Here is a 25,571-nt window from a genome sequence, read left to right on the forward strand (position 1 = left end):
ATCCTCAGGGAAATCATCAAAGATCTAGTGACAAGATTCATGTTCAATGGGCTCTATTATGACAGGCTGACGGCGGTAAAGCAGCCCATCTTGATGTCTATGCTGTCTCAGGGCATAAATCAGAGTTAACAGGTGCAAGCCAATGGCCAGGGCGCCAAAAACGTGGATCTGAATAAGGTTTGAGTCATAAAGCACACTCAGGACAAAAAGCAGGCTGAAATGAAAGGCGATATAGGTTTTGCTGCCCAAGCGCTCAACATTCACCGACAGGTTGTCAGCATAAAGCCGGATCAGGGAATCCAGCGAGTTGATTACAAATAAAATCCCTACCAACACCATGGCCATAGATACCAGAGGGGTCATGCCCTGCGGATGCAGCTCAAAGTGATATAGCAAGGCAAACCATAAGGCGATGGGGATAGAAGGCAGTATCAACATAGCCGCCAGTAATGCCCGGGGCTTTAAACCAGCAACAAAGCGGGCAGTAAATTGCCCCACCATGATGCTCCAGGCAAACCACCAATAAAGATAAAACTCATGGTGATCGTTAATCGGCAATAAGAAGTGCGGCAAGGAGGAAAAATAATCACTTAATTCAAGCAGGTGACTGCCATAACCGAGCACGGTGATATCACTCTGCCACCATAGCAGAAGAATCAGGCCGAAAAACAAAACCATACTGATCAGGCTGAGATGCTTTAACCTGTTGATATCCATGCTGGAATAAAGCGCAAGCAACAACACCAGCCCCAACAACAAATAGACTTGCCATGGCTGTTCAAGCTGCGGCAGATACCAAGGCAGATTGGTGTAAAAAAGGTGCAGGGTAAAGGCACAGGTGCCGATAATAACAAGGCTATTGAGCCACTTGACCCACACAATACTGAAAAACTTCAGTTTCGGCTCCAGCAGACAAAAATACAGACAGCTGAGAAAATACAATCCCCAATTAAGAAAACCCCAGAATCCGAATTCCAGGGCCAGGGGATTGGTGAAAGCGAAGTGCGGTTGGTCTGTATAGCCTTTAAACTCCGTCAGCGGCAGCATTATCAAGCCGATATCCAGTCCAGTGGTAAACAAGATAGCGATCAGGCTAAACAAGCCCACAGGATGCTCGCCCCAACAAGCACGATTGTGCCAGCGCAGCAGAGCCCACAGGCTGGCAATACCAACCAGCGCCAGGCCTAAAATGAGCCAAACCTGACTTAGCACCGCTTTCCTTTGGCGTACTTGCTTAACATATCCTGGATAAAGGCTTTACAGCTCTCTCGGGCAAGATCAAAGCCCTGTTCCTCGCAGCGATTAAGAGCGCTGCGAAGCCAAAATCCATCAATCATAGCGGCCGTGCGCTGCGCAGCCATTTTCACGGCGAAGGGATCGATCAGCGCTTTAAAGGAGTAACGCAAGTTAGCTTCAAGCCTTGCCGCATTCACTCTTTGCAGCCTGGCTAGATCCTCGCTGTGCATAGACTGCGCCCAAAACGCCAGCCAGGTCTTAGCGGCGCGACCACTGCTTTGCAGGCGGGTAAAGTTGGCTTCCACTATCATCATCAAGCGCTCTTTCGGGCTTGCCCCCTGAGCAACCTGCGCCAGCAAATCTTGTCGTAATTGTTCAAGCAGGTAGCGCACCGTGGCTTCCAACAAAGCCTGCTTGCCACCAAAATAATGGCTGATAATACCGGAGGAAACTCCCGCCAATTTGCTGATAGTGCTGATGGTAGTGCCTTGCAGACCGTGCTCTTCTACCGATGCTAAGGTGGCATCAATCAACTGCTGGCGACGCACTTCTTCCATTCCGATTTTGGGCATATCAAGGATCCAATTTACATCAGCCGCACAGCATAGCCCCACTTAAACGACAACGGCAATGGCCGATTGGTCCGATAACCAAACTGTCATTTTATTTTAATTGAACGTTCAATTAACGTTAATCCAACTGTCACATTGGCTTTCCATACTTTTGCGGCCCTTGTGGGCTCCAGCCCTCTCCCTGGATCTGACAAAAACACACATAACACGGAACGCCCATGAACAAGATAACAAGATTTAACCTTATCGCCCTGGCGGTAAGCAGCGCCATCAGCGCACCGGTGCTGGCCGACGATGCCGCCACCGACAAAGCCATTGAAGAAGTATCAGTGGTTGGCAAGAAGATTTCCTATGCTAACAACCTGGTGGACGCCTCCATGATCCAGCAGCAGGCACCTATCACCAGCGTGCTGGCGGTGATGGATAACCTGCCAGGTATCAGCATTAATGAAGGCGATGCCTTCGGCGGTGACGATTGGTCCACCAGCATCAGCATGCGTGGTTTCAGTATCGACGGCAGCCAACAGCAATTGGGTATGACCATCGACGGCCTGCCCAACGGCGGCTCTAACTACGGTGGCGGCTCCAAAGCCAACCGTTATATGGATGCCGAGAACATGGCCACGGTGGAAGTGGCTCAGGGCACCTCAGATATTCGTTCTGCGTCTTTGGATGCTCTGGGCGGAACGTTCAACTTTGTCAGTCGCGATCCTGCCCGCGAACAGGCCACCACCTTTGCCTACAGCAACGGCGATCATGACGCCAGCCGCTATTTTATCCGTCACGAAAGCGGTGAGATATTCACCAATACCTATGCTTACGCGAGCTATTCGCAAACATCCAACAAGCGCTGGATTGGTGAAGGTGCAAACGGTGGCGCCGATCGTCAGCATATAGAAGCCAAGTTTGTTTCTGAACTGGGCGCCCTGACCCTGACCGGCCGAATTTCCTACGACGATGTGGAAGAAGATAACTACAATGCCGTTAGCGTTGGTGAATTCGAACAAAACCCTGATTGGGATCGCCTGACCTGGAACTGGACCGGCATTCCGCATTTCGACCAGATGTATGCCGAAGGCTGGTCCACCTTGCGTGAAAACACCCTGGCCTATCTGAAATTTGATTATCAGCTGTCCGCCGATTCCGCCCTGACTTTCACACCTTATTTCCACAAGATGAAAGGCCGTGGAGACTGGATCCCGCCATACCTGAACCTGGTGTTTGATGCCAACGGTAACCCCACCAATAAAGGTGGCAGCAATATTCGTTATGGTTTTACCGATCAGCAAGGCACCCCCCTGGCACCTGCCGCCGGTTGCACGGCCAGCTTTGACTGGCCCTGGTCTTCCGGCCCTGGCCTGCACCCATCCTGCTATCCCGATGATGCTATCCCGGTAATGTCTTATCGCCATACTCACTATGGTAAGGAGCGTATGGGCGCCACCGGTAGCTATGAGCTGACCCTTGGCAGCCATGATTTACTGGCCGGATTCTGGCTGGAAAATACCGATCGTGATGAGTCTCGCGATTGGCACAAAGTGATCGATGCCCGCGTTTATCATCATTTCGACCAAACACCTTACTGGACACAGTTTGACAACAACTTCACCACCGACACCTTTAAATGGTATCTGCAGGACACTATCGCCTTGGGCGACCTGACCCTGAACCTGGGTGCTCAACAGTACCTGGTGGAGCTTGAGAAGTTTGATCGCTTCGCCAACGCAGTGACCAAGAAAGTGGACAGTGACTCCGATGTGCTGTTAAGCGCTGGTGCGGTTTACCAGATTAATCCTGAACTCGAAATCTTCGCCGGTTACAGCGAAAACTTCGCCGCCATTAAAGATCTGGTATTGGAAAACGCCGGTTCTAACGTCGACAGCCTGAAGCCGGAAACCGCCGAAAATATCGACTTCGGTCTGCGTTATCGCGCCGATGACCTGATGCTGTCAGCGACCTTGTATGACATTCAGTTCAACGACCGCATTACCCTGATTGCCCCAGGCGCAGAAGTGGACGGTATCGTCTATGACCAGGGCGATGGTACTTATCGTAACGAAGGCGGCATTCAGTCACAGGGCTTGGAGCTTTCCGCTACCTACCGCCTGGACGACAAATGGAGCGTCTATGCGGCGTACACCATGAACCAGTCCGAGTACACCGATACCATCGAGACGGTTATCGAAGGCGTGCGTAACGTCGAAGTGGTTGCCGATACCGACGTTATCGATGCGGTAGAAGACATGATCACCCTGTCTCTGGACTACTACAGCGGCAACCTGCGTGGCGGCATCTCTGCCAAATACACCGGTGAGCGTCAAGGTGGCTACCTGGATATCCTCAACAACCCTGGCCTGCGCAATCAGGTAGAGGATTACACCATTATCGATATCAATGTTGGCTATACCCTGGAGTACAGCGACAACATGATCGATTCAGTGGATATTGCCTTTGTGGTCAATAACCTGATGGACAAGCGCTACCTGTCCTCTGGCACCGGCAATGGCTTTAGCTACTACATTGGCGGGCCCCGTACCGCTGCCCTGACCCTGACCGCTAACTTCTAAGATGAAGCATTGCGTTTGATTGGGTGTGGCCTTGGCCACGCCTTTTTTGTTTAAGAAGGAAAAATCATGAGAATGCTATTGCTGCTGTTAGCAGTGGCCGCCTTTTCGGTCAAAGCCAATCCCCCCAAGAACCTGATTTTAGTGACTATCGACGGTGTACGCTGGCAGGAGGTGTTTAACGGCGCCGATGCCGCCCTGTTGGATTCGGATTTCAGCAAGCACAAAGAGACATTAAAGGCGGCTTACTGGCGAGGCAGTGCACAAGCCCGTCGTCAGGCTTTAATGCCCTTTTTCTGGGAGACTATTGCCACTCAAGGCAGCTATATGGGTGATCGCAATCAAGGCTCCAACATGCGGGTGGCCAATCCTTGGTATTTTTCCTACCCAGGCTACAGCGAAATGGTCACTGGTGTGGTGGATGAGCAGATCAATAGCAATGACAAGTTCCCTAATCCTCAACGCTCATTTCTGGAATACTTGAAAGACCAACCGGGCTATGAGGCGCCCCCCGCTGTATTCGCCAGTTGGGATGTGTTTCCCGCTATTTTTAACCGGGAGCGCAGCGGTCTGTATATCAATGCCGGATTTGAAACCGCTGAGGGGAAACAAACGCCAGCCCAGATTCAATTTCTCAATCAGTTACAAACACAGATCCCGAGCCCCTGGGATAGCGTACGTCTGGATGCTTTTACTTATCACTATTCCAAAGACTATTTGCTACGCCAAAAACCCAGGGTAATGATGCTGGCATTAGGAGAGCCCGACGATTTTGCCCATGATGGTAATTACGATGAGTACCTCCATGGCATTCACCGGGCAGACAGCCTGATTGCCGACCTGTGGGCGACCCTGCAATCCACCCCAGGCTACAAGGACAATACCCTGATGATGGTAACTACCGACCATGGCAGGGGCCAAGGTGTAGCCGATTGGCAGCACCATTCATCCAGGCAGGCACTGGCTAAGAAAAGCCCAGAGGCCCTTGCTCATTTTCCCGAGGGAATCCTGGGCTCAGAGCAGATTTGGTTGGCGGCTATCGGCCCCGGTATCAAGGCACAAGGCCTACTGAGACCGGAAAAGGAGCCTACCCAGGCACAAATCGCGGCAACCGCCCTAACCTTGTTGGGAGAAGATCCCAACAAATTCAATGCCCAGGCCGCTGCCCCCATTAAGGAGTTAATGCCATGAACCGAGCTTTGTCTTTAGTCAGCAGCCTGCTTCTGTGTACCGGTGCCTTAGCAGCACAACAGAAAATCCTGTTTGGCTCCTGCGCCCATCAAGATCACCAGATGCCCATACTCAACGCCATCAATGCCGAGCAGCCTGATCTATTCGCCTTTCTGGGCGACAATATCTACGGTGATACCGAAGACATGACGCTGTTGGCCGCCAAATATCAAAAACTGGCGACGAATCCCGGCTTTCGAAGCCTGAAGGCTTCAACCCCATTAATTGCTATTTGGGACGACCATGATTTTGGTGAAGATGATGCCGGCGCCGAATATCCACAAAAAGAAGCGTCCCGCCAAATCATGCTGGATTTTTGGGGTGAACCACAGGATTCGGCCAGGCGTCAACGCCCCGACGGCATCTACACCTCCTATACCTATGGCGAAGGAGAGCAGCTGATAAGGGTGATTATGCCGGACTTACGCTGGAACCGCCCCCCCTTGTCCAGCGTTGGCAAACTTGGTTATCTGTTCTCTCGTCGCCCCCATAATATGGGGCCATACGAGGTAAGCGAGGATCCCAATGCCAGTATGCTGGGTGAAACCCAGTGGCAATGGCTGGAACAGGAGCTAAAGAAGCCGGCGGCCATTCGAATTATTGCCAGCAGCTTGCAGTTGTTGCCTGAGTTTAGCGGCTGGGAAGCCTGGGCCAATTATCCTGCCGATCGCAATCGTCTGCTTAAGCTGATCAAAGAAGCCCAACTTAACGGCGTGATCGTTATCAGCGGCGATACCCATTGGGGCGAGCTTTCCAAGTTGGAAAAGGGCATGGATTACCCAATTTGGGAAATCACCAGCTCTGGCTTGACTGAAGAATGGAAAGACGTGAGTCCTAACCAGCACCGGGTAGGAAACCACACACACAATGTAAACTACGGTTATCTGGAGATAGACTGGCAACAGGCCGATCCAATTATTCGTTTCGGCCTGAGAGATGAAAAAGGCAATGACGTAATGGGGCAGCGACTGCCCCTGTCGAGTATCAGCCCCTACTAGGTCTCTTCAAAACAGACCCTTGCACGGCCCTGCTCTTTGGCACGATAGAGCTGGCGATCAGCCAGCTCTATCAACTGATCGGGGCCAAGATCAGCGTCCATGTGCCAGGTAGCCACCCCCACGCTCACGCTGACCACTTTTTCATTTACGCCCTGCTCATGAGGCATGGACATATCCCGCACTGCTTCTTCTATTTTCATGGCCACCTCAACGGCGCCGCGCAGGGGGGTGTTAGGCAAAATCACTGCAAATTCTTCACCACCGTAGCGCGCCACTAAGTCGCCAGGTCGCCTGACCTGATGAGAGATGATTGCGGCCACATGCTTGAGGCACTCGTCACCGTCTAAATGGCCGTAGGTGTCGTTGTATTTTTTAAAAAAATCGATATCCAGCAGGATTAGCGATATGGGTTGGTTAGAGCGACTACAACGACGCCATTCCTGCTGCAGGGTTTCATCAAAAAAGCGGCGATTGGCAACGCCGGTCAGCCCATCCCGAAAGGCCATTTCCTTGAGCAAGTCAGCCTGAAACTTAAGCGTAAGATGCGCTCTGACCCGGTTTTTCAGGGTTTGAGCATTGACTGGCTTTGAGACGAAATCCACACCGCCGGCCTCCCAGCATGAGTTTTCATCTTCCTGGCTATCAGCGCCTGTCACAAAGATAACCGGAATATCCGCCGTGGCATCTTGCTGCTTGAGGCGGCGGCAGACTTCCAGGCCACTCATTTGTGGCATCATCACATCGAGCAATAGCAGGTCGGGTGGCGTACTTTGGCAAAAGTCCAACGCTTGTTGGCCACTGGTGGCAACAAAGAGTTCATGTTCGTTTATAAAAATCTGATGAATAGCCTGAATATTGATGGGTTGATCATCCACCACCAATATACGTCCACGCCGATTTCGAACTTCGGTACTCTGAGCGAGTGAAATCTGTTCAATTGCAGAGGTCAAACTACTGTGTCTCCTGTTTGAATTCCCTTATCTGAAGCAGGGCATTCTGAAAATCCATACGCGTGATCGCATCTGACAGCGCTACAGCCAACTTCGGATGCTCCGCTGACAAGGACTCCTTCAGACGCTCAAATTGGTTCAACGCTTCCAGATTAGACTGTTCAAGCAAACCCGCCAAGACATCTAGTTCCTGTGGCTGAAAATAATTGGTCTCTTCTGGTTTATTCTGAACTGCCGTGGGCTTTTCAAGCCGACCTTGGATTTCCACGTAGGTCAGTTGCAGCGTTTGCCCTAAGCGTTCAACACGACTGGCATAGGAAAGAGGCTCAATACCGGTCCGTACATCATGTTCCAAGTCAGCACATAACACCGCCACCGCCTTGGCACCAAGGGTAGCAGACATACCTTTCAGGCTATGCAATGCGGCTACAGCCTGGGGTACCAGTTCTGGTACCCAACTGCTCGGTAAGGACAGCATCAGTGGCGGTGCATCACGTAAAAAACTTTGGGTAGCCCGCTGAAACACTTGTTCACTGCCCCCAAAGCGCAGCATGGCATCACGATAATCCAGCAACGGCTCAGTCCCCTGAGTTTGTGTTGGTTGGATTGCCGTGGGCGGCGAAGCTTCTGACTTTATGGGTTCTGGCGCTTTCTGCTCCGCGTCTGCAAACACATGTTTTCGGATCACGGAAATCAAATGAGCCAATTCAAAGGGCTTACCGATATGGTCGTTCATGCCCACGGCAAAGGCCGCTTCCCGATCAGAAACCATGGCATTGGCTGTCATAGCTACTATTGGCAAGTCTGTCAGACCAAGGTTGGTGCGAATCTCGCGGGTAGCGCCATAGCCATCCAGTACCGGCATCTGGATATCCATTAACACCAAGTCAAACTGCGGCTTGGCAGTGCGTAACATTTCTACGGCCACTGCCCCATTTTCCGCCACGCTGACTTCGGCACCTTCCATTCTCAGCAATTCGCCGGCCACCTGCTGGTTGGTAAGATTATCTTCTACCAGCAAAATAGAGACCCCATCCAATCGAGCCAGTTTGGAAGCCGGCTGGGGGGGCTTTTTGTCTTTTAACAATAAGGCATCGGCAACGGCATCAAAGAGCGTCGACGCCGTGACCGGTTTAACCAAAAAGCCATTAATTAAATGCGGAGAATTGGATTGCTCACGGTTAAGCTTTTCACGGCTGGTACCTGTTACCAAAATAATCATAGGCATGGTTTCCATGCCGTGAGATTGGCGGATCATTTTGCTGGCCCTCCAGCCATCCAGCCCCGGCATATTCCAATCCATCAGCACCAGGTCCACCGGTTGCACTTGGCTTCTTAAGCGCGCCACCGCCTGCTCACCACTTTCCAGCTTCTCCACTTTCCAGCCAAAGGAAGTGCATAGTGAGGCCAGAATATCCCTGGCACCGCGATGATCATCCACTACCAACACGCGCAAATTTTTCGGCAAGCTATACAAATTATCAGTTTCAGCCTGTTCTTCTATGCAAGGCAAGGTAAAGGAGAACTCACTGCCCTTACCCACCTCACTTTTGACACGCATCTGACCGCCCATCAAGCTAATCAATCTCTTGCAAATCACCAGACCTAGTCCCGTACCGCCATAACGACGGGCAGTGGAGGCCTCAGCCTGATTAAAGCCATCGAAGATACGTTGCAGATGCTCTTCGCTAATACCGATACCGGTATCGCTGACGGTAAACTCCAATATCAGGTGCTGCTCTTCACGCTCTGCCACTTTAACCGACAACATCACCTCACCCTCATGGGTGAACTTGATGGCATTGCCGCACAGATTGATCAGGATTTGCTGTAATCGCATGCCATCTAGACGTATCCGCTGAGGGATGCCGGGTTCCACATCGAACAAGACTTCGATATTCCTGTCGCCAAGGTTTACCGAAATAATATCGCCCACATCGCGAACAATTCTCTCTATCTCACAGGGCTGCGGGTCCAACACCAGTTTGCCGGCTTCCACCTTGGAGAAATCCAGAATGTCATTAAGGATCCCCAGCAGGGCCCTGGCCGCTGCCTCGGCCTTCTTAACATAATCATGCTGCTGCATAGCCATATCCGTTTGCCCAAGTAGCTGCAGCATGCCTAGCACGGCATTCATAGGGGTACGAATTTCGTGGCTCATGTTGGCCAGGAACAGAGATTTGGCCTGATTGGCTTGGTCTGCGTATTGCTTTGCTTCCTGCAAACGCTTTTCATACTCTCTCTGTTCCGTGACATCCTGATTAATACCCAGCACCTGCTCTGGAACACCCTCTGCATCCCTTTCCACCATGGCGCCGGCCTGTACGTAGCGCACTTCACCGTTAGGCCGCAAAATACGAAATACCAGATTAAACACATCCAGCCCATCCATGGCGCTTTCTAGCCGTTTGGACGTCTCCGTTAGATCGTCCGGATGCAGGCAGTTGCGCCAATGATCGATGTTCAGGCCCTGCTTACCCAGTTCCGCTGGCAACTGGTAAATAGTAAACATCTGACGGTTCCAGTTGAGTTTTCCGGTTTTCACATCCCACGTCCAGACACCCAAGCCAGCTAAATCCGCCGCTTTAAGCATCTGATCACGCATCGCCACCAGCTTATCCCTGCCTTTTTTCTGCTCGGTAATATCCGAGGCCATGCCCATGTAACCGACGATGTCCTTGTTATCATTGCGCAAGGCCGTGACTTGCAAATAAACAGGTATCAGCGAGCCATCTTTGCACACATAGGTCCACTCATGGGCATTGGGCATACCGAGTTTGGATTTGACAATAAAGGTTTCAAACCCCGGCTTTACCCGCTTGCCGATTTCCTGAGAAAACTCGATGGCGCGCTCGGCAACCTCATCCTGTAAATGGAAAAGGGCCGGGGTTTCAACGCCAATAATATCGCTGGCCCGGTAGCCCAACATCTGTTCTGCCGCCGGGTTAAAAAAGGTGATAATGCCTTGTGTGTCGGTGGCAACAATGGCACTACCCGCTTGGCCGGTGATAGCTTGCAATATGCTCAGGGATTGACTGAGCTGGTCGGTGCGCTCCTGAACCTGTTTCTCCAGATTCTCATTTAAGTCTTCAATGCGATGCTGAACTTGAATCTGTTCGCTGATATCGCGGATGGTTTTAGCGCTGCCAATATGCTTTCCATCTGCATCCCTAAGGGGAGCCACGGAAATCGATACATCCAGCAGCTGGCCGTCCACGCGTCTTCGCTTCGTTACATAGTGCGGAAGGGATTGTCCATTTGCTAACCCACTTCGTACTTCCTGGTATTGTGCCTGGTATTCTGAGGGGACCAGCAATTGAGCCAGGTTCTGACCAAGCGCCTGCTCTGCTGAGTACCCAAACATCTCCTCCGCACCATGATTCCATTGGGTGATATTTCCCTCTAAGTCCTCCCCGATGATGGCATCCTGCGAACTATCCACAATGGCAGAGCGCAAAGCCATTTCCTTTTCTGCCCGATGTTGGGATTTACTGCTTTTCCTGTATAGGTAATAGAATGCACCAACCAGGCTTAGACATAGCACCATGGTCAGCAAAACGTTGTATTGGGTCCTCTGTACCCTGCCATCTAACAGCGATTTGGGGAAACTGATGCGTAAATAAAGCGCTCTGGGCAATTTTCCGCCGGACAAGGGATAGAGATATTCACTAACCACAATCTGCTCAGCACCACTGGCATAGAGTCTGTCATTTAACTCTGGGAGGATATCACTGGTGGTTGGGGAGAATTCATCCTGCCAGCGCCAGGGTTGATCCCATTCGAAAGCGAAGGTTTTTTCTAGTCGCGGATGAATGTAGAAGTCACCATTTTGGTCCGTGAGATAAAGTAGAAATCCGGCAGGGAGCTTTGCTTTTAACTCCGCCAACAGAGAGCTAGCGTCATAATGCAGTAAAACGACACCAAAGATTTTGCCCTTATCGTCATATATTGGTGTGGAAAGCCAAATCATCGGCCTGGTGGGCTTTAATGGACCATCACTATTTCGCTGCAAAAATGGGCGGGATATAAATACTTCGCCCTTTGCCATATCAGCCCCACCGTTGATGATATGCATATGTCTGGGATTCAATAGACCACGGTCAGGATTATTGATGACTTTGCCGTTCTCACTCTCCAGGCTCAACATCAGCTTAGGCTGGTCGTATAAGGCGATGTAGTCAACGCGACTACTTTTAGGATGCACTTCCAAATAGGCCGCAAAGATGGCCTCCAAGCGTCCCAACCACTGCGGCAGGCTGCTGCCATCGGCATGATCCATCCCGGAGTCTACAGCCCTGGCGATACCTATGGTCGGCGGAACAGACGCCAGTAAGCTAATATCCCGACGCAGGTCTTCCAACTCATCTACCAAGGCATCAGATTTGACAGCTATCTGGCTGTCCAGCAAAGCATCGTATTCTATGATGCCCTTGGTTCGTTCTATTCGTCCGCTAAGAAAAGCCACCAGCAAGCACAAGATCACGACCGCCGCTACCGCAAGCCAGCCCATCAGCGTCAATCTGTTAATAACTGTTTTCATGGCTTCCTATGTAAGCGGCCTTTACGGTTCCAGCAATACTTATAGCACTTTGCGTCAGGTTATTGGTTTTATGTTGTTTTTTCTCTAGTTTGCACCGTGCTTACCGGCTGTCCAGCCTCCTTTTGCCAACACTCTGTCACCTAGTTGTTGCGGCGCACTCTCAAGGTCGGTGGCCATCGAATCATTCCAGCGGTTTAAAAAGCCGTACAGACTGACGGCTGCCAGCATTTCCACTATTTGATTTTCACTCCAGTGGCGTTTGACTCTCTCCATCAGCTTTTGATCTACAGCATTGGGCACCGCCCCGGCAGCCAACGCAAAATCCAGCGCGGCACGCTCGGCCTCTGAATATAGCGGACAGCTTTGATACTCCCACACCGCATCAATTTTCTCCTGACTGATGCCATGTAAGCCGGCTGCAATAAGCGAATGGGCCTCACAATAACGGCACCCGGCAGCGCGACTGGCAAAATGAGCGAGGATACGTTTAAAGCCGGGGTCCACTTCGCCATCTTCCGCCATAACAGCGCGGGTCAGAGTACCAAATGCTTTGACGATCTCGGGCTTGCGCTGCATGGTCAGCAAACTATTGGGCACAAAACCAAGAATGCGCTCAAAGAGTGCGAAGTCATCTTTAAGCTCTGGATTTAAGTCTTTGTCCAGTGGAGCCATATGGGCCATTTTGTGTTTTCCTCTTATCTGCCTTGAAATTGGATGCAAGGATCCCAACCTAGTCTGCTTACTGGTTAAATACAATAACATCATGAATGCATTGGAAATTCGCGATCTGCGCAAAACCTACAAAGGTGGCGTGGAAGCACTGAAAGGCATAGATCTCAGCGTAAACCAAGGGGATTTCTTCGCCCTGCTTGGTCCCAACGGTGCCGGCAAGTCCACTACCATCGGTATCATCAGCAGCCTGGTCAACAAAAGCGGCGGCACCGTCAAGGTATTCGGTGATGATATTGACCAGGATCTGGTGAAAGCCAAATCCCATATCGGTCTGGTGCCCCAGGAATTTAATTTCAACCAGTTTGAAACCTTGTTGCAGATTGTGGTTAATCAGGCCGGTTACTACGGCGTGCCAAGGGGCATTGCCAAAGAACGTGCAGAGAAATACCTCAAGCAGTTGGATCTTTGGGAAAAACGCAATGTGCCAGCGCGCACCCTGTCAGGGGGGATGAAAAGGCGCTTGATGATTGCCCGTGCGCTGATGCATGAACCCAAGATGCTGATTTTGGATGAGCCCACCGCAGGCGTGGATATTGAGATCCGCCGCTCCATGTGGACCTTCCTCAAAGAAATTAACCAGCAGGGCATCACCATTATCCTCACCACCCATTATTTGGAAGAGGCGGAAATGCTGTGTCGAAATATCGCCATTATCGATAAGGGCCGCATCGTCGAAAACACCACCATGAAGGGCCTGCTGACCAAGCTGAATATTGAAACCTTCGTGCTCGACCTTCCCCCCAATAGTGTCAAGCCGACGCTGGATGGTTTTGTGTACCGGATGATAGATGATCACAGCCTGGAGGTGGATGTGCCCAAATCAGCCAGCCTCAATGCGGTCTTCAGCCAGTTATCAGAGCAAGGCGTGCAGGTGCTGAGCATGCGCAATAAAGCCAATCGCTTGGAGGAACTCTTTGTGCGTCTGGTCGAAGATGGCCGAGCCAATAGCGAGCGGGGAGAGAAGAAATGAGTAGTTTAAGCGTTGTTGCCCTGCGCACTATCTGGATTAAAGAGTGCACTCGTTTTATGCGCATCTGGGTGCAAACTCTGGTGCCACCGGCCATTACCATGAGCCTCTATTTTGTGATCTTCGGCAATCTGATTGGCAGCCGCATTGGTCAGATGGGTGGCTTCAGCTATATGGAGTTTATTGTCCCAGGCCTGATTATGATGTCGGTGATCACCAACGCCTATGCCAATGTGTCTTCGTCTTTTTTCAGTGCCAAATTCCAGCGTAACGTAGAAGAGTTGTTGGTCGCGCCGGTGTCTACCTGGATTATTATCCTGGGCTACGTGGGCGGTGGCGTGGCGCGCGCGCTTCTGGTAGGCAGCATTGTCACTGTGGTTTCCCTGTTTTTTGTAGATTTAAACATCCACCATCCGGTGATGCTGGTGCTAACGTTAGTACTGACCGCTACCTTGTTTTCGGTAGCGGGCCTGGTAAACGGAGTATTTGCCAAAAGCTTTGACGATGTCAGCGTGATCCCCACTTTTGTGTTAACCCCGTTAACCTATTTGGGCGGGGTGTTTTATTCACTTTCCTTGCTACCGGACTTTTGGCAGGCAGTCAGCAAGCTCAATCCGGTGGTGTATATGGTAGATGGCTTCAGATATGGCTTTCTGGGCATTTCCGATGTGGGTATCGCCACGTCAGTAGCCGTGTTAATAGGGTTCAACCTTGCGCTCTTCACCGTGGCTTGGCAACTGCTCAAGCGCGGCGTTGGGATCCGTAGTTAGGGTTATCGATGAACACAGGCAACTCGAAATGGGTCACCTCCAACCAAAATGGCCCGCACGAAAAACTACCTGAATTGGTGCAGCGGCATTTAGCCAGCCCTTCGCAAAAACCTTTTAGTGAGCATACCCTCACCGCTTTTGAGCAAGCGCAAGCTTGGCTTCACGGCTGGCAAGGACCGCTGATTCTCGATTCTTGCTGCGGGGTGGGAGAAAGCACGGCTAATCTGGCAGCACTTTACCCGGATGCCAGGGTTATCGGTGTTGATAAATCCGCCCTGCGTACCGGTAAACATGAAGCCAACTACGCTAATAGCAATGCCAACTACCTGGTGCTGCGCGCCGACTTAAAAGATTTTTGGCGACTGGCCCATCAGGCAGGTTGGCAGTTACAAAAACACTATCTGCTGTATCCCAACCCCTGGCCTAAATCCATGCATGTAAAAAGGCGTTGGCACGGTAGTGCTGCCTTTGCCGATCTGCTGAAACTGGGAGGGCATCTGACGCTGCGCAGTAACTGGCAGTTGTATGTGGAGGAGTTTGCCCTGGCCTTAGCCATTGCCGGCATCGATACAGAGGTAAAGCCTTACGCCAGCAGTGAAGCCATCACCCCATTTGAGCGTAAATACTGGGCCAGCGGCCAGCAAAGCTGGCAGCTGGAGGCTCAGTTAAGGTAAGCCTGGGGTTTGCTGAAGTAGAATCCCTGACCGTAGCGAATACCCAGACTGCGCACTGCATCCAGGCAGGATTTGTCTTCAATATGCTCGGCAATAACAGCAATATTACGCTCGCTAGCCAGCTGATTGAGGTGATCTACAAAGTCTGCGGCTTCCTGGCTTTTGGCCATCTGCTTGACCAGGGAGCCGTCAATTTTGATGCCATCCACCGGCATATCCAGAATCGTCAGAATATTGCCGGATACCCCACCAAAATGATCGACCAGTAAGCGGATATCCAAAGCCTTACACACCTGTAAAAATGACTGAAACTCCGCTCGATGATTTAACGCAGTGGAGGCCATGATCTCCAGAGTAATGCGGTTTGGATTGGGGTAATGCTTCACAAACTCGTTCAGAAACTTGGTTAAGGTCGGCTCGATAATATCCTGCTGGCTGATATTGATGCTCCAGGCCAGGTTGTTGTCACGAAAATACTCAGAGCTGGCATGAAATACCCGGCGGGTGAGTTCACCGAAGCTGTGCTCTCGCTCTACCAGAAACAAAAAATCACTGGGCAAGAAGGTTTGTTCCTTTTCCGTGACAAGGCGGGCCAGGCACTCATAGCTCCATACCGAATGGTGTTCCAGGTCCATAATGGGCTGGAAATAGGGCACCACCCGATCGATATCGATATTGTCGAGGATTTCTTTGACTTTCATGCTGCACATCTCTTCAGGACAACATTGTCACTATAGCAGCGACAACGCCGTAAATGCCATGTATCTCTTTGATACAAGCAGACTTTGTGTGAATGCTTGGCTAGTGTAAAATTTACCTTTGTCCGATCACAAGGCGCTTAAGTGAGTAAAGCCGAAGCCAGCCTGGCCCATCTGCATAAAGTCTTTACCAAACCCGAAGGAAAAGATTCCAAGCTTGTCCAATTGGAGCAGCATTTGTCTGACAATCTGGCCGACTTCCTGTCCCGTCATGTAGTGGCCAGCGAAACCTCTTTGGAGCAGATTGAGCAAGACTTTCAGCGCACAGCGGTACCAGAGCACCCGCAATTTGTATCCGAGCATGCACAGCACCTGTTGGATAAGCTGGTCGCCCATTCGGTAAACACTTATTCGCCGCGCTTTATCGGCCATATGACCTCGGCTCTGCCCTACTTCCACTTATCACTGGCCAAGTTGATGGTGGGGCTGAATCAAAATCTGGTAAAGATAGAGACCTCCAAAGCCTTTACACCATTGGAGCGCCAGGTACTGGGGATCATGCATCGCCTGATTTTCAAAGGCGATGATGCTTTCTACGACACGCATTTACATAGTGCCCATCATGCCCTTGGCGCCTTTTGCAGTGGCGGCACCATTGCCAATATCAGTGCCTTGTGGGTGGCCAGAAATCGCCTGCTTTGTGCACAGGGAACATACCGTGGCGTGGGCCGTGACGGGCTAATGGCCGGCTTAAAGCACATGAATTTAAATGGCCTGGCAGTGATCAGCTCCAAACGTGGCCATTATTCCCTGGGTAAAGCGGTGGATTTGCTGGGCCTTGGCAGGGAGTCCCTGGTTACCCTTCCTTGCCCAGAGCAGCGCTTGCAGCCGCAATTGGTTCGTGAGCAGGCTAAAGCGTTGGCAGAGCGTGGGATCCGTACCATGGCCATCGTCGGTATCGCCGGTACCACCGAAACGGGCCATATTGATCCGCTCGATGAATTGGCCGATGTGGCTGAAGAACTCGGCTGCCATTTTCATGTGGACGCCGCCTGGGGCGGTGCAACACTCTTTTCCACCCAACATGCCGGATTACTAAAAGGTATTGAGCGCGCCGATTCGGTAACCTTGGATGCCCACAAGCAGATGTATGTGCCTATGGGCGCAGGTATGGTGCTGTTTCGCGATCCAGAGGCCAGCAATGCAGTGCGTCATCATGCCCAGTATATTCTGCGCGAAGGTTCGAAGGATTTGGGTGCGACCAGTCTGGAAGGGTCTCGTAACGGCATGGCCATGATGCTGTATGCTGCGCTGCATATTTTCGGCCGTGAAGGTTACGAACTGTTGATTGATCAAAGTCTGGCCAAGGCCAGACAATTTGCCGCCATGTTAAAGGCGCAGCCGGATTTTGAACTGACCACCGAGCCAACCTTATGCCTGCTGACCTACCGCTTATGTCCGGCGCCCATTCAGACCTTGCTGGCACAATCACCACAGCGAGCTGAAGAGCTCAATCCTCTGCTCGATGAACTGACGGTGATAGTACAAAAACTGCAAAGGGAGGCAGGACATTCCTTTGTTTCGCGCACCCGTTTGCAGGTGGCGCCTTATCCAGAGCAGGCTATTAACGTGTTTCGGGTGGTACTGGCCAACCCGCTGACCAGCGAACAAGATTTAATGGATATTCTGGATGAGCAGCTGTTGATAGCCAGAAAGACGGATATCTGGCAGCAACTGATGGAACTCGCATAAAAAAGCCGGGCATTCCCGGCTTTCTTAAAATCAGTCTTTTAGCGTAACCTGAATATTATCGATAAGCCTGGCTCTGCCTAAGAATGCCGCCACCATCACCACCAGGCGCATGTCTTCGTGGCCAGGCATTAGCAAGGTATCTGCCGCCCGGATCTCGATATAGTCGGGCTTCAGACCGGCCTCAGCCAGCTTTTGCTTTTTCTCGATAATGATCTTGGAATAATCACGACGCCCCAGCTGGATCAGGTCAGCAATGTCTTTAAGAGTCTGATAAAGCAGCGGTGCTAGTGCACGCTCGTTAGGCTTCAAATATTGATTGCGCGAACTCATGGCCAGGCCATCGGCGTCCCTTACCGTAGGCACCCCGTGGATGTGCAGGTTCATGGAGAGGTCGGTCACCATGGCCTTAATCACCTGCAATTGCTGAAAGTCTTTTTCACCAAAGAAGGCATGGTTAGGCTGCACCATGTTAAATAACTTACAGACAATGGTGGCCACACCACGGAAATGCCCGGGACGGCTGGCGCCACAGATCATGTAGGAAATGCCGGGGACTTCCACAAAGGTCTGTTGCTCAAGACCACGGGGATAAATATCTTGCGCCTTTGGAGTGAACAGCACATCCACACCCAACTCTTGTAGCGCTTGAGTGTCCTGTGCCATGGTCCGCGGATAGGCCTCAAGATCTTCATCCGGACCAAATTGCAGCGGGTTCACAAAAATAGAGACCACCACAATATCCGCAACTTTTCTGGCTTCTTGTACCAGGGTCAGGTGCCCCTGATGCAAATTGCCCATGGTCGGCACGAAGCCAATGACTTTGCCTTCGATTTGCCAGCTCCGGCGAATTTCTCTTAAATTACTGATTTCGCTGATAATCTGCATTATTTAGACTTAGGTTAGTTAAAGCTGTGTTGTTCTGAGGGGAAGCTGCCATTTTGCACTTCCTCAATAAACAAGCTGACCGCCTTGCGGATATCACCGGTCACGGCCAGATAATTCTTGGAAAACTTTGGCATGTAGTTGGCGCTTATGCCAAACATGTCATGCATAACCAGTACTTGCCCATCGGTCGCGGCACCGGCACCGATACCAATCACCGGCATACTGACGGCTTTGCTGACTTTCTCGGCCAAGGCACTGGGAACACATTCCAGCACCAGCATCTGTGCACCAGCCTCATCGAGGAGTTTGGCGTCTTCCATCAGTACCCGCGCCTGCTCGGCGTCACGGCCTTGCACCTTGAAACCACCCAACTTGTGCACAGACTGAGGCGTCAAGCCAAGATGTGCACAGACCGGTACCCCTCTTTCCACTAACCCTTCAATGGTGTCAAACAACCAGCGACCACCTTCCAGCTTAACCATGCTGGCGCCCGAGGCCATCAGCTTGGCTGCGCTGGCATAGGCCTGTTCCGGGGTGGCATAAGACATAAAGGGCATATCGGCAATCACCATGGCTCGCTGAGTGCCACGTCTGACGGACGCGGTATGATAAGCGATATGTTCAACGGTCACTGGCAGCGTATCGTCGTGGCCTTGCAGCACCATACCCAGCGAATCACCGATCAGAATGGTGTCAACGCCCTGCTCATCAAAGAGCTTGGCAAAACTGGCGTCATAAGCCGTCAGCATAGTGATCTTCTCACCGTTTTGCTTCATGGCCATCAAGGTTGCAGTGGTTACTTTTTTCATCAGTTACCGTCCTAACTGCGGCAGTACCTTAGACTGCCATAATGGATTTTGCCCATATGGGCATGACCCGGATGGGTTTGGCCTGGAAGCGTACCTAGCCTTATTGGACCGCCAACTATACGGATCCTGGCAAAGAATTCCAGATGTCCGACCTCTGTCGTATCACCATTAATCCGTTTTTGGGGCACTGCCTGGCAAGATTGTTTAGTAACTGGCCGTCGGGCAACACCAATTCCGGTGCGATTTCCAGCAACGGATGCAATACAAATTCCCGCTCCCTCATGCCATAGTGCGGCAGGGTCAGCCTTTCGGAATTCACTACCAAATCCCCGTATAACAGCAAATCCAAATCCAGGGTTCTCGCCCCCCAACGTTCACTCTTACGTACCCGACCCTGTTCTTGTTCTATGGCTTGTAACGCATCGAGCAAGGCCAGAGGAGCCAGGCGGGTATCCAGCCGGGCAACGGCATTGACATAGTCGGGCTGATCCTGGGGTCCCATGGGCTTGCTGGCATAGAAAGAGGAGCAATCGGCCAGGTGACTGTCTGGCAATCGGCGCAGGGCTCTTAGTGCTTCCTGTAACTGCTTTTGGGGGTCATCCAGATTGGCCCCCATGCCGATATAGCAGCTGATCATTGAACCGGTTTCTTGGTCCTGGGACGACGGCGTTTGGAGCGCGACCGCGAGGTTTTGACACCGCCTTCCCGCAAACTGTCTAAGAGGGCCTTGCGTCCCTCGGCATCGGCGTCCTGAAAATCTGTCCACCATTTGCCAAGCTCTTCCAACTCACCGCCTTCCTGCTCAGCACGGAGCAACAGAAAGTCATAGGCCGCCCGGAACTTAGGATGCTCCAGCAACTGGTAGGCGCGGCGTCCAAAACGACGTGACAAGCGGTGTTGTAGTGCCCAGATATCGCGCATGGGCAAAGAGAACCGCTTGGGGATCATGATCCGTTGTAACTGGCGATGCAGCACATCATTGACCGCCATATTAAAGGCGTCCAGTGGACTGATTCCGCCTTCTGCCTGCAGTTCCTGACAGCGTGCATCGACCGGGTACCAGAGGAATGCCGCATACAGGAAAGCCGGGGTCACCTTCATATCCTGGTTGACCCGTTCGTCAGTATTGATCAGGACTTGCCGGATCAACTGGCTTTCTTTACTGTCCGCCTTTTTCAACAGGGGTTGCAACTGCGGGAAGAGTTGGTTGAACAAACCATATTGCTGAAGCAACTCGTAGGTTCTGAGGCCATGGCCGGACATAAAGAGCTTGAGCACCTCTTCAAACAAACGGGCCGGCGGAATATTGGCCAGTAAAGGGGCTAGCTTAGGAATAAGATCGCCGCAGGACGCGCTGATTTTCATATCCAGTTTGGCGGCAAAGCGCACCGCTCGCAGCATACGTACGGGATCTTCCCGGTAACGGGTTTCCGGATCACCGATCAGCCGAATTTCACGTGCTTTAATGGCCTGCATGCCACCGGCAAAGTCAGCCACACTAAAATCGGCGATGTTGTAATACATGGCATTGATGGTGAAATCGCGGCGTTCGGCATCTTCTTCCAGGCTGCCAAAAACGTTATCGCGTAATAACAAGCCTTCGTCACTGCGTTTACTGAGTTTGGCAGTTTGCTCGTCATCTTCTTCCTGATGATGGCCCCGGAAGGTAGCCACTTCGATCACATCACGACCAAAAACCACGTGGGCCAGGCGGAAACGACGTCCGATCAGACGGCAATTGCGGAACAGCTCTTTGACCTGTTCAGGTGTAGCATCGGTAGCCACATCATAGTCTTTGGGATGCAACCCCATGAGCATATCGCGCACACAGCCACCCACCAGAAATGCCTGAAAGCCGGCATTGTGCAGCCGGTAAAGCACCTTCAATGCATTCTCACTGATATCACTGCGGGAAATACTGTGATCTGCGCGGGGGATAATGGTGGGAGTCAGGCCCTTTTTGGCCTCAACAGTGCCTGAAAAGGCCTGTTTTACCCTGTTAATAACCCGGGAAATAATAACGCGCTCTCCTATACCAGAGGGATATGCCTAAAAAATGGGCGCTAATAATATACCAGCCAAGGTTAAAAGAGAATCCGCACCGTCAGACCTGATTCATTTGATATTCGCGGCGTTCGGACACTAAATCATGGCGCCAGCGCCGGATAGCTAAAGCAAGGAACTGCTCTATGTTATCTACATCCTGTAAATCATTGGGTAAGCCCAGGATCTCACCCGCTTTCTTAAGATTATTCAGCGCCAACGTCGCTTCCAGCGCTGGTGCCCGGTTTTGTTTGCTTAGCTTCAGCCCAGGAGCCGCCATGGCAATAGGCAGATGCAGCCAGGAGGGGGGAGTTGCTTCCAGGGCTTCATACAAAGCGATTTGACTTACGCTGGCTTCCAGCAGGTCAGCACCGCGCACCACTTGTGTAATACCTTGGCGGATATCATCCACCACCACTGCCAGATGGTACGCATAGAGTCCGTCTTTGCGCTTAATAATAAAGTCTTCATCTGCCTGTTTCGGATTCACTTCAATAAGGCCCAGGCGCTCATCAATAAAACTACGAACCGGATTGACGTTGCGAAAGCGTAAGGAGGTATCTGACAAGGACAAACCCAAATCCCGGCAAGTGCCAGGGTAGAAACCACCCGCAGCCTTAATCTGTGCGCGGGTACAACGACAGGCATAGCAAAGCTCCTTAGCACTGAGACCGGCCAGGGCCTGCTCATAGTAGTCGCTATGCTGGCTCTGATATGTAACCATCCCATCCCAATACAAGTGATGGTCTTCCAGGCTTTGCAGGATCATATCGCTGGCGCCCGGCATTTCTCTGGGGGGATCGATATCTTCGATTCTGACCAGCCATTGGCCACCTTGTTTCTTCGCTTGCAGGTAGCTACCCAAGGCAGCAACGAGTGAGCCTAAGTGCAAAGGGCCTGAGGGTGAGGGGGCGAAACGGGTTTTGTAGGGGTTTGGCATAATGGAGAACGGTGCAAATCATGTCACCTTGCACTGGGCCGAAAGATGACTTCAATGCGTAAGGTTTCCGAGCTGTCACCCATCCATGGGACATCGCCCAGGTCGGCCGTCCACGGCCTCTCGTAAATCCCTCTCGGAGTGACGTTAAGTCACTCCGAGTCGCCGAAGGCGACCGGGATTTACCCCTGCATTTGTTTTTCTTTGATCTCAGCCATGGTCTTGCAGTCGATACAAAGATCGGCTGTGGGCCTGGCTTCTAAGCGACGAACACCAATCTCGATACCGCAAGAATCACAAAAACCGAAATCGTCATCATCGATGCGCTTTAAGGTTTTCTCAATTTTCTTAATAAGCTTGCGCTCACGATCACGGGTGCGCAATTCGAGGCTGAACTCTTCTTCCTGGGCGGCTCTGTCTACCGGATCGGGGAAGTTAGCGGCTTCATCCTGCATGTGGTGCACGGTGCGATCCACTTCCTCGCGCAACTGATCCCGCCAGGCTTTCAGTAAGCGGCGAAAATGTTCCAGTTGCCCGTCATTCATATACTCTTCGCCGTCTTTTTCCTGGTACGGAGTAAGACCGGCCAGAGCCAGTAAACCGAGTGACTTATGTGAATTTTCTGTTGGCATCAGCCAAATCTCCTAAACAGCTACACATGGGCAATGATGTGCAAGCGGCTATCTATATCAGAAAGCCCCAGTGCAGGCAACGCTGGGTAATGCAATCCATGCCCGAAAAAGCAGACTGCTCAATATGATTACTCATTCGGAAAAATCAACCCATTTGTTCATATTTTAAATGCCAATTGTTGATTTAGTTCGATTTTTTCCGGGTTGATGCTGCATCCCCAAGCCATCACTTCCACACCAACAGCCAAGGCTTCGCTCAATGTTGCCGCATAGTGGGGATCTAAATGGCTCGCGGCTTTGACCGAGTGAATACCGCTGTGTTGCACACAAAATAACAGCACTACTCGATACCCCAGCCTTTTTAAGCGCATCAACTCCTGTAAATGCTGTTGTCCGCGCAGGGTGACCGTATCCGGGAAGTACCCCTGTCCGTCGTGCAATAAGGTGACCGACTTCACCTCCACATAGCAATCCTGTTGCTGACCTGACAGCATAAAATCTAATCTGTGATTGCTGTCTTTGGGCTTCACCTCGCGCCGCACTCTTTCGTAGCCGCTCAGTGCTGTGATTTTGTTTGTTGCTAAGGCTTCTTCCACCAATTTATTGGCCAAATGCGTGTTGATACCTATCCAATGGCCTTGGTTGTCCTTTGCCAGTTGCCAGCTGTACGCCAGCTTACGGCCAGGATCGGGGTGATAAGAGACAAAGGCCCGAAAGCCCGGCTCTGCACAGCCGGTCATGGCGCCGGTATTGGCGCAATGGGCAGTAATGACCTCGCCGGTGTCGAGTTGGATATCGGCCAGAAATCGCTTGTAGCGTTTAATTAGCGTGCCGGATTGTAATGGCGGGGAAAACTGCATGGCTTGAGACTGCTCCTAGTGCTGAATTAGACTGTGGGGGTGAACCTCTCATATTATCCCCATAACAGGAGCAACGCATGTCTCACCTTTCGGTGCGTCTTAGCATAGAAAAACCCAATTCCCAGTGGAGCGCAAAAGCCCCCCTCTCCTTCGATGGCAACGGCGCCGTCATTCATGTGGCCGGTCAGGAACAAGAGCAGCTCAGGGCAATTCGCAAAGCAGCCAGATTGCTCGACGGCATGGCCGTAGAGCGCGTACAACTGCAAGGACAATGGCAGTTAGAGCAACAGTGGGCCTTTGCCAGCAGCTATACCACGCCCAAACGCATCAACGCCATCACCTGGTGTGAGGATGAAAACCAGGCCAAGCTTGAGAAAATGTACCAGGCCATGCTGTTTACCCGAGCTTTAATAAACCGCACGCCTGAAGAGTTATCGCCGCAAAAGCTGGCAGATGAAGCCCAGCAATGGCTGCAGACGTTGGGCGGTAAAGCTGTTACTGCCACACAAATCATCGGGGAGCAGCTGCAGGAAAAAGGTTGGGTGGGTATTTACCAGGTTGGCCGCGGCAGTGACAGGCCGCCTGTGATGCTGGAACTGGATTACAACCCCAGCGGCGATGCTAACGCCCCTGTGGCCGCCGCACTGGTAGGCAAAGGGATCACCTTTGACAGTGGTGGCTACAGCATCAAAACCAGCGAAGGTATGCTGACCATGAAATGTGACATGGGCGGTGCAGCAACCGTCACCGGAGGCCTGGGACTGGCCATTTCACAAGGGCTGAACAAAAGGGTGAAGCTGTTCCTGTGTTGTGCGGAAAACCTGATCAGTGGCCATGCCTATAAGTTAGGAGACATCCTGACTTATAAAAACGGATTGAAAGTAGAAATCGTTAACACCGATGCTGAAGGGCGACTGGTTTTGGCCGATGGTTTAATGGCGGCAGGGGAAACCGGCGCACCGTTGATCATTGATGCCGCGACACTAACCGGTGCGGCAGTCATGGCCGTTGGCAGTGAATACAACGCCCTGTTTGGCTTGGATAAAGCCTTGCAACAACAGTTTTTGTCTTATGCAAGCGAAGAGCGTGAGCCTGCCTGGCCCTTACCGCTGGAAGTCTGGCACCAGGAACAATGCCCTTCTCCTTACGCAGATACCGCCAATAGCCGACCGGTAAAAGGTGGCGGCGCTGGCGGGGCCTCCAATGCGGCAGGCTTCTTGTCCCGTTTTGTGCCTAATCAAGGTCAGGGATGGGTGCATATGGATTTGGCAGCGGCGTTTAATAACACCGCAACACCGCTGATGCCTGCGGGTGCAACTGCCCAAGGCATCCGCACCATCGCCAAGGCGCTGCTGCAAGCCTGAAAATAAGAAAGGGAAGCGCTGGCTTCCCTTTCTTTTAGATTCCGCCTATACGCTCGGCGAACTCTTTGTACCTTTTGACATCATTCATATCAAAAAGGGGTTTTCCGTTGGCGTCCTTGTCTTTGGCGACTAGCAGGCTTTCCCGCTCCAGACGCTCAACTCTGATTTCCTGGACGCCCAGGAACTGCGCTACTTCCGCTACCGACATCAAACTCATGAGACCTTCCTCTTGTTCTCGGTTTTAGCTGTGGATGATTATCGCCACAGGGGTTATACCAAGGTCAACACTACAGGTAATCCTTGTTATCAGGCTTATCATGGACCAGCCAGAGCCAACCTTGCAAGCCTGAGGCAGGGC

General features: G+C 51.7%; 22 protein-coding genes. 8 read left to right on the forward strand and 14 right to left on the reverse strand.

The window, feature by feature from the left end:
- Nucleotides 1–24: 24 nt before the first annotated feature.
- Together P2G88_RS05975 and betI are read right to left on the reverse strand one after the other, a co-directional pair.
- The gene (locus P2G88_RS05975) at nucleotides 25–1,212 is read right to left on the reverse strand and encodes a BCCT family transporter (RefSeq protein ID WP_275794856.1); all 1,188 of its coding nucleotides are present in this window, start codon (nucleotides 1,210–1,212) and stop codon (nucleotides 25–27) included.
- Nucleotides 1,206–1,808, reverse strand: a complete 603-nt coding sequence (gene betI / locus P2G88_RS05980) for a transcriptional regulator BetI (protein ID WP_275794857.1) — start codon at nucleotides 1,806–1,808, stop codon at nucleotides 1,206–1,208. The genes P2G88_RS05975 and betI overlap by 7 nt, the downstream gene beginning before the upstream one ends.
- Nucleotides 1,809–2,026: 218 nt before the next feature.
- On the opposite strand from betI, the gene P2G88_RS05985 reads away from it, so the two are divergent.
- From P2G88_RS05985 to P2G88_RS05995, 3 genes are all read left to right on the forward strand, one after another.
- Nucleotides 2,027–4,375 carry a TonB-dependent receptor gene (locus P2G88_RS05985; RefSeq protein WP_275794858.1) on the forward strand — a complete coding sequence of 783 codons (2,349 nt, stop codon included), beginning with the start codon at nucleotides 2,027–2,029 and terminating at the stop codon, nucleotides 4,373–4,375.
- Nucleotides 4,376–4,441: 66 nt separating this feature from the next.
- Nucleotides 4,442–5,563, forward strand: a complete 1,122-nt coding sequence (locus P2G88_RS05990) for an alkaline phosphatase family protein (protein WP_275794859.1) — start codon at nucleotides 4,442–4,444, stop codon at nucleotides 5,561–5,563.
- Nucleotides 5,560–6,600 carry an alkaline phosphatase D family protein gene (locus tag P2G88_RS05995; RefSeq protein WP_275794860.1) on the forward strand — a complete coding sequence of 347 codons (1,041 nt, stop codon included), beginning with the start codon at nucleotides 5,560–5,562 and terminating at the stop codon, nucleotides 6,598–6,600. Before P2G88_RS05990 ends, P2G88_RS05995 begins: the two co-directional genes overlap by 4 nt.
- Here P2G88_RS05995 and P2G88_RS06000 read toward each other — a convergent pair.
- From P2G88_RS06000 to P2G88_RS06010, 3 genes are all read right to left on the reverse strand, one after another.
- Nucleotides 6,597–7,550: a diguanylate cyclase gene (locus P2G88_RS06000; protein WP_275794861.1), complete on the reverse strand. Its 954-nt coding sequence runs from the start codon at nucleotides 7,548–7,550 to the stop codon at nucleotides 6,597–6,599. The two genes, P2G88_RS05995 and P2G88_RS06000, sit on opposite strands and share 4 nt — an antisense overlap.
- Nucleotide 7,551: 1 nt before the next feature.
- On the reverse strand, nucleotides 7,552–12,090 hold the full coding sequence (locus P2G88_RS06005) for a PAS domain S-box protein (RefSeq protein WP_275794862.1): 4,539 nt from the start codon (nucleotides 12,088–12,090) through the stop codon (nucleotides 7,552–7,554).
- A gap of 84 nt (nucleotides 12,091–12,174) precedes the next feature.
- Nucleotides 12,175–12,771: a carboxymuconolactone decarboxylase family protein gene (locus P2G88_RS06010; protein WP_275794863.1), complete on the reverse strand. Its 597-nt coding sequence runs from the start codon at nucleotides 12,769–12,771 to the stop codon at nucleotides 12,175–12,177.
- 82 nt (nucleotides 12,772–12,853) lie between these two features.
- Here P2G88_RS06010 and P2G88_RS06015 point away from each other — a divergent pair, with 82 nt between their 5' ends.
- The 3 genes from P2G88_RS06015 to P2G88_RS06025 are packed head-to-tail and all read left to right on the forward strand — an operon-like array spanning nucleotide 12,854 to nucleotide 15,233.
- Entirely contained in the window at nucleotides 12,854–13,792 is a 939-nt protein-coding gene (locus P2G88_RS06015; protein WP_275794864.1) for an ABC transporter ATP-binding protein, read from the forward strand.
- A complete protein-coding gene (locus tag P2G88_RS06020; RefSeq protein ID WP_275794865.1) occupies nucleotides 13,789–14,559 on the forward strand; it encodes an ABC transporter permease in 771 nt (256 codons plus the stop codon). The genes P2G88_RS06015 and P2G88_RS06020 overlap by 4 nt, the downstream gene beginning before the upstream one ends.
- Nucleotides 14,560–14,567: 8 nt before the next feature.
- Nucleotides 14,568–15,233, forward strand: coding sequence for a methyltransferase domain-containing protein (locus tag P2G88_RS06025; protein ID WP_275794866.1), 666 nt, complete (start codon nucleotides 14,568–14,570; stop codon nucleotides 15,231–15,233).
- Here the strand turns inward: P2G88_RS06025 and P2G88_RS06030 are convergent.
- A complete protein-coding gene (locus P2G88_RS06030; protein ID WP_275794867.1) occupies nucleotides 15,221–15,934 on the reverse strand; it encodes an EAL domain-containing protein in 714 nt (237 codons plus the stop codon). The genes P2G88_RS06025 and P2G88_RS06030 overlap by 13 nt on opposite strands.
- Nucleotides 15,935–16,075: 141 nt before the next feature.
- On the opposite strand from P2G88_RS06030, the gene panP reads away from it, so the two are divergent.
- Nucleotides 16,076–17,683, forward strand: a complete 1,608-nt coding sequence (gene panP, locus P2G88_RS06035) for a pyridoxal-dependent aspartate 1-decarboxylase PanP (protein WP_275794868.1) — start codon at nucleotides 16,076–16,078, stop codon at nucleotides 17,681–17,683.
- A gap of 30 nt (nucleotides 17,684–17,713) precedes the next feature.
- Here the strand turns inward: panP and panC are convergent, their stop codons facing one another.
- The 7 genes from panC to sfsA form a co-directional block, all read right to left on the reverse strand.
- The gene (gene panC / locus P2G88_RS06040) at nucleotides 17,714–18,568 is read right to left on the reverse strand and encodes a pantoate--beta-alanine ligase (RefSeq protein WP_275794869.1); all 855 of its coding nucleotides are present in this window, start codon (nucleotides 18,566–18,568) and stop codon (nucleotides 17,714–17,716) included.
- Nucleotides 18,569–18,582: 14 nt separating this feature from the next.
- Nucleotides 18,583–19,377 (reverse strand): 3-methyl-2-oxobutanoate hydroxymethyltransferase, encoded by a 795-nt coding sequence (gene panB / locus P2G88_RS06045; protein WP_275794870.1) that lies wholly within the window; start codon nucleotides 19,375–19,377, stop codon nucleotides 18,583–18,585.
- Nucleotides 19,378–19,492: 115 nt separating this feature from the next.
- Nucleotides 19,493–20,014 carry a 2-amino-4-hydroxy-6-hydroxymethyldihydropteridine diphosphokinase gene (folK, locus tag P2G88_RS06050; protein ID WP_275794871.1) on the reverse strand — a complete coding sequence of 174 codons (522 nt, stop codon included), beginning with the start codon at nucleotides 20,012–20,014 and terminating at the stop codon, nucleotides 19,493–19,495.
- Nucleotides 20,011–21,315, reverse strand: a complete 1,305-nt coding sequence (gene pcnB / locus P2G88_RS06055; protein ID WP_275795073.1) for a polynucleotide adenylyltransferase PcnB — start codon at nucleotides 21,313–21,315, stop codon at nucleotides 20,011–20,013. Before pcnB ends, folK begins: the two co-directional genes overlap by 4 nt.
- Nucleotides 21,316–21,481: 166 nt before the next feature.
- Complete coding sequence (gluQRS, locus tag P2G88_RS06060) at nucleotides 21,482–22,360, reverse strand: tRNA glutamyl-Q(34) synthetase GluQRS (protein WP_275794872.1); 879 nt, start codon at nucleotides 22,358–22,360, stop codon at nucleotides 21,482–21,484.
- Nucleotides 22,361–22,539: 179 nt separating this feature from the next.
- On the reverse strand, nucleotides 22,540–22,989 hold the full coding sequence (gene dksA / locus P2G88_RS06065) for an RNA polymerase-binding protein DksA (protein ID WP_275794873.1): 450 nt from the start codon (nucleotides 22,987–22,989) through the stop codon (nucleotides 22,540–22,542).
- Between the two features lie 158 nt (nucleotides 22,990–23,147).
- A complete protein-coding gene (sfsA, locus tag P2G88_RS06070; protein WP_275794874.1) occupies nucleotides 23,148–23,849 on the reverse strand; it encodes a DNA/RNA nuclease SfsA in 702 nt (233 codons plus the stop codon).
- A gap of 77 nt (nucleotides 23,850–23,926) precedes the next feature.
- On the opposite strand from sfsA, the gene pepB reads away from it, so the two are divergent.
- Nucleotides 23,927–25,213, forward strand: a complete 1,287-nt coding sequence (gene pepB, locus P2G88_RS06075; RefSeq protein ID WP_275794875.1) for an aminopeptidase PepB — start codon at nucleotides 23,927–23,929, stop codon at nucleotides 25,211–25,213.
- A gap of 34 nt (nucleotides 25,214–25,247) precedes the next feature.
- Here pepB and P2G88_RS06080 read toward each other — a convergent pair whose 3' ends face one another.
- Nucleotides 25,248–25,430 (reverse strand): helix-turn-helix domain-containing protein, encoded by a 183-nt coding sequence (locus P2G88_RS06080; RefSeq protein ID WP_275794876.1) that lies wholly within the window; start codon nucleotides 25,428–25,430, stop codon nucleotides 25,248–25,250.
- Nucleotides 25,431–25,571 lie beyond the last annotated feature (141 nt).

Source organism: Aliiglaciecola sp. CAU 1673, assembly GCF_029223185.1.
Taxonomy (GTDB): Bacteria; Pseudomonadota; Gammaproteobacteria; order Enterobacterales; family Alteromonadaceae; genus Bowmanella.

Excerpts from the sequence above, each read along its gene's own strand:
- betI (WP_275794857.1), bottom strand. The coding sequence starts at position 1,808 with ATGCCCAAAATCGGAATGGAAGAAGTGCGTCGCCAGCAGTTGATTGAT.
- P2G88_RS05985 (WP_275794858.1), top strand. The coding sequence starts at position 2,027 with ATGAACAAGATAACAAGATTTAACCTTATCGCCCTGGCGGTAAGCAGC.
- P2G88_RS05990 (WP_275794859.1), top strand. The coding sequence starts at position 4,442 with ATGAGAATGCTATTGCTGCTGTTAGCAGTGGCCGCCTTTTCGGTCAAA.
- P2G88_RS05995 (WP_275794860.1), top strand. The coding sequence starts at position 5,560 with ATGAACCGAGCTTTGTCTTTAGTCAGCAGCCTGCTTCTGTGTACCGGT.
- P2G88_RS06005 (WP_275794862.1), bottom strand. The coding sequence starts at position 12,090 with ATGAAAACAGTTATTAACAGATTGACGCTGATGGGCTGGCTTGCGGTA.
- P2G88_RS06010 (WP_275794863.1), bottom strand. The coding sequence starts at position 12,771 with ATGGCCCATATGGCTCCACTGGACAAAGACTTAAATCCAGAGCTTAAA.
- P2G88_RS06015 (WP_275794864.1), top strand. The coding sequence starts at position 12,854 with ATGAATGCATTGGAAATTCGCGATCTGCGCAAAACCTACAAAGGTGGC.
- P2G88_RS06020 (WP_275794865.1), top strand. The coding sequence starts at position 13,789 with ATGAGTAGTTTAAGCGTTGTTGCCCTGCGCACTATCTGGATTAAAGAG.
- P2G88_RS06025 (WP_275794866.1), top strand. The coding sequence starts at position 14,568 with ATGAACACAGGCAACTCGAAATGGGTCACCTCCAACCAAAATGGCCCG.
- P2G88_RS06030 (WP_275794867.1), bottom strand. The coding sequence starts at position 15,934 with ATGAAAGTCAAAGAAATCCTCGACAATATCGATATCGATCGGGTGGTG.
- panC (WP_275794869.1), bottom strand. The coding sequence starts at position 18,568 with ATGCAGATTATCAGCGAAATCAGTAATTTAAGAGAAATTCGCCGGAGC.
- panB (WP_275794870.1), bottom strand. The coding sequence starts at position 19,377 with ATGAAAAAAGTAACCACTGCAACCTTGATGGCCATGAAGCAAAACGGT.
- folK (WP_275794871.1), bottom strand. The coding sequence starts at position 20,014 with ATGATCAGCTGCTATATCGGCATGGGGGCCAATCTGGATGACCCCCAA.
- gluQRS (WP_275794872.1), bottom strand. The coding sequence starts at position 22,360 with ATGCCAAACCCCTACAAAACCCGTTTCGCCCCCTCACCCTCAGGCCCT.
- dksA (WP_275794873.1), bottom strand. The coding sequence starts at position 22,989 with ATGCCAACAGAAAATTCACATAAGTCACTCGGTTTACTGGCTCTGGCC.
- sfsA (WP_275794874.1), bottom strand. The coding sequence starts at position 23,849 with ATGCAGTTTTCCCCGCCATTACAATCCGGCACGCTAATTAAACGCTAC.
- pepB (WP_275794875.1), top strand. The coding sequence starts at position 23,927 with ATGTCTCACCTTTCGGTGCGTCTTAGCATAGAAAAACCCAATTCCCAG.
- P2G88_RS06080 (WP_275794876.1), bottom strand. The coding sequence starts at position 25,430 with ATGAGTTTGATGTCGGTAGCGGAAGTAGCGCAGTTCCTGGGCGTCCAG.